The organism is Phenylobacterium sp., from assembly GCF_036402295.1.
GTDB lineage: Bacteria > Pseudomonadota > Alphaproteobacteria > Caulobacterales > Caulobacteraceae > Phenylobacterium.
The window spans coordinates 1-3,272 of sequence record NZ_DASWTE010000429.1 but is presented as its reverse complement, the minus strand read 5'-3'; the positions used below and the strand labels follow the sequence as shown (position 1 = coordinate 3,272).

Here is a 3,272-nt window from a genome sequence, read left to right as displayed (position 1 = left end):
AGGCGACGTCCAGGCTGTTGAGCCGCTCGCCGATCTCATCGAGCGTGAACTGGGCGAAGCCCTCGTCGCAGATGGCGCGGGCCTCGCGCACCACGTCCATGTCGAGCATCGGCGGGTCGAAGCGGGGGTCGGCCACCACCTCCGGCCGGTCGATGGCGATCATCACGTTGGTGAAGCAGTTCACGTTCTTTGGCACGATCACCAGGTGGCGGTCGTCCTTGGTGCGGAAGAAGCCCGAGATCGCCACGGGACGGTCGTTGCGCGGGCCCGCCGTCTGCACGTCGCCGTAGTAGAGCTGGAGCGACAGGTCCCAGCTGATGGCATAGCTGCCAGCGCGCAGCAGGCTCGTCTCCACCAGCCGGCCCTGGCCGGTCGAATGCCGTTCGTGCAGGGCCGCGAGGATGCCGGCCACCGTGGTGATCGCGGTCACGTGGTCGCCGAAGCCGGGGCGCGACGGGAACGGCTCCTGGTCGGTCGGGATGGTGGCTCGGGCCACGCCGCTGCGCGCCCAGAAGGCGGTGATGTCGAAGCCACCCTCGTTGGCGTACGGGCCGGTGAGGCCAAACCCTGTGACCGCGGCATAGATCAGCTTCGGGAACTCCGGCTTCAGGCTGTCGTAGTCGAGGGCGATCTTCTTCAGCGACCCGGGCCGCGTGTTGGTGACGAAGACGTCGGCGTCCTTCAGCAGCGCCTTCAGGGCGGCGCGGCCCTCCGGTTTGGTGGTGTCGAGCACCACGCCCTTCTTGCCGCGGTTCTCGTTGGCGTAGATCGGGCTCTGGCCGTTGACCGGATTGGCGAAGAAGGCCCGGGTCACGTCGCCCATCGGGCTCTCGACCTTGATAACCTCGGCGCCCCAGTCGGCCATGACGGCCGCGCAGCTTGGCCCTGCCACCCAGGTGGACATCTCCACCACCTTGAGCCCCTGGAGCAGCATCGACGACCTCCCGTACTGTGGCTTCGACACCTAGCCGCAGGTTGGGCTTGCCACAACTGACGCCACGGAAGGGGCCATGGAGACGGGCGGCAAAGCACGCTAAGACAATGAAATGACAGTGACCGTCGACGATGGGGCTTCGTCGGGAAGTCAGGCCAACGACAACGCAGCCGGGCGGCGCCCGCCGACGCGCCGGTACCAGGCCAAGCGCAGCGCCATCGTCCGCTCGGCGATCGAGGAGATGAACCGCAAGGGCGTGCGCGGCATGACCCTGGGCGACGTGGCGGCGCGCCTCGATCTCGTGCCCACCGGCGTCATCTACTACTTCAGGAACAAGGAAGAGTTGGCCGCCGCCGCCTTCCTGAAGGGGCTAGAGGCCTACGACGAGCTGATCGACGCGGCCGCGGGCGGCGCGACGGACGAGGCCCGGCTCGCGGCCTTCCTCCACGCTTACTTCGCGCGCGCACGCCAGGTGGCCGAGGGCCAGGCCGATCCGCTGCCGGTGTTCAACGACGTGCGCGCCCTCAACTCCGAGCCGGTGAACACCGCCTACATCGGCATGTTCCGGCGCTTCCGGGGGCTGCTGGCCGGGCCCGACGCGCTCCCGCGGATGCACGCCAACGCCCGCGCGCACCTCCTGCTCAGCCAGATGTTCTGGACCGTGGCGTGGCAGCACCAGGTCGAGCCTGCGGACTATCCGCGCACCGCCGACCGCATGGCGGCGATCCTCACCCACGGCGTGACGCGCAAGGGCGCCGCCTGGCCAGCGCCCCGGCCGCTGGACCTCGCCCGGCGCGGCGACGCGGCGATCCCCTCGTCGGAGCTGTTCCTGCGCGCGGCCACCAGCCTGATCAACGATGAGGGCTATCACGGCGCCTCGGTCGAGCGGATCTCGGCGCGGCTGAACGTCAGCAAGGGCGCCTTCTACCACCACAACGAGACCAAGGATGAGCTCGTGGTGGCCTGCTTCGAGCGGACGTTCGATACGATGTGGCGGGCGATCCACGCGGCCGAGGCGGCGGGCGGTACGGGGCTGGAGGTGCTGGTGTCGGCCGTGGCGGCGCTGATCGAACACCAGATGAGCGGCGAGGCGCCGCTGCTGCGCACCTCGGCGCTGACCGCAGTGCCCGAGGCGCTGCGGTCGGGCCTGCTGCAGCGGTTCAACCGCATCTCGTACCGCTTCGCCTCGATCCTTTGCGACGGGATCGCCGACGGCTCGATCGCGCCGGTGGACGTCAACGTGGCCTCGCAGATGATCTCGTCGGCCATCAACGCCGCGGCCGAGCTCCACTACTGGACGCCGGGCATGGCGCCCGAAACGGTGGTCCAGCACTACGTCCGCCCGATCTTCGAGGGCCTGGCCTCGCCGGCGGCGGCGTAGGCACGGCGCCGATGCGCCACGCCCACGAGCGGACTTGCCGAATGGCCGGAAGGGGTGGAGAGGCGACCCTACGGGACGACTAGATGACCGACGACCTCTTGGTCATTGACGACGTAGAGCGTTTTACCGGGGGCCAGCCGACCCTCGAGTTCAACAGATAGGGATCGGGCGCACTCGCAAGACGTGTGGAAGCCAAACTCCGAAGGTTTCGGCCCCAGCACCAGCGTCATTTTCCCAGCATGTGGAACGGTGAGGTAAGGCTCGGCGAGTTCGTCCTGGCAGGCGAAATAGGAAGACACGTTGACACGATACCCTCTGGTCGTGCGCTGGATGGCCAGCGCCTCGCCAGGTGCCCCCGCAGGGCATTGCGCAGGGTCATCGATCAGCTTCACGCCGGTGGCCAAGGTGAAGGTGTTGGCGTTGCCGGCGTCGCGGTCGCGCTGTGAGCAGCCGCAAAGCATTACGACAAGAGCAATGCACGATGGACGGAGCATGTTCGCAAGGTTCGCCGATTAGCCTGAACAGTCCGCTAAGGGTCGCACCAAGTCATCGGCACAGTACCGTGAACCGGGCATCCGGCGATTTGCGCAACAGCGGACGCTAAGAATGGCCGTGGAGGGTGGCGAACGGACTTGCTTCCACAGATTCGCCGGCCAGATCACGTAGACCGACTTCAGGTGCGCTTCGGGTCTTTCCGGGCGGACGCGCGTCGCTGCCAAAGACCCCAGAGGAACTGGCCGAAGTTGACGACGCTTACCGTGCCGAGTCCCCACCAAATCCAAGTACTTGGCACGCCCGCTAAAACGTCAAAATGCAGCGCGGCCCAGAACAGCCCGAAGAACGTGATGGCGCCGACCCAAAGATAGATCGAGTTGCGTAAGTCGGTGCTCATGAAGCGTCGTCTCGGCGATGCGATCCCGAATGATGCCTGATAGTGCCTTTGTCCGCCAAGGGTCG

The 3,272-nt window shown here is 67.1% G+C and carries 4 protein-coding genes; 1 reads left to right on the top strand and 3 read right to left on the bottom strand.

Translation table 11 applies throughout. The annotated features are described in order from the left end of the window. The coding region (locus tag VGD44_RS24690) for a CoA transferase (protein ID WP_331091115.1) at nucleotides 1-934 on the bottom strand (934 nt) is incomplete at its 3' end. 112 nt (nucleotides 935-1,046) lie between these two features. Between VGD44_RS24690 and VGD44_RS24685 the strand changes: the two genes are divergently transcribed. Next, nucleotides 1,047-2,315 (top strand): TetR/AcrR family transcriptional regulator, encoded by a 1,269-nt coding sequence (locus VGD44_RS24685; RefSeq protein ID WP_331091113.1) that lies wholly within the window; start codon nucleotides 1,047-1,049, stop codon nucleotides 2,313-2,315. Nucleotides 2,316-2,383: 68 nt separating this feature from the next. On the opposite strand, the gene VGD44_RS24680 is transcribed toward VGD44_RS24685, so the two are convergent. Together VGD44_RS24680 and VGD44_RS24675 are read right to left on the bottom strand one after the other, a co-directional pair. Further along, nucleotides 2,384-2,809 carry a hypothetical protein gene (locus VGD44_RS24680; RefSeq protein WP_331091111.1) on the bottom strand — a complete coding sequence of 142 codons (426 nt, stop codon included), beginning with the start codon at nucleotides 2,807-2,809 and terminating at the stop codon, nucleotides 2,384-2,386. Nucleotides 2,810-2,988: 179 nt separating this feature from the next. Beyond that, nucleotides 2,989-3,272: hypothetical protein (locus tag VGD44_RS24675; RefSeq protein WP_331091110.1), on the bottom strand; the 284-nt coding region annotated here is incomplete at its 5' end.

What these genes read in the sequence shown, in the direction of transcription:
- VGD44_RS24685 (WP_331091113.1), top strand. Translation starts at nt 1,047, where the DNA reads ATGACAGTGACCGTCGACGATGGGGCTTCGTCGGGAAGTCAGGCCAAC.
- VGD44_RS24680 (WP_331091111.1), bottom strand. Translation starts at nt 2,809, where the DNA reads ATGCTCCGTCCATCGTGCATTGCTCTTGTCGTAATGCTTTGCGGCTGC.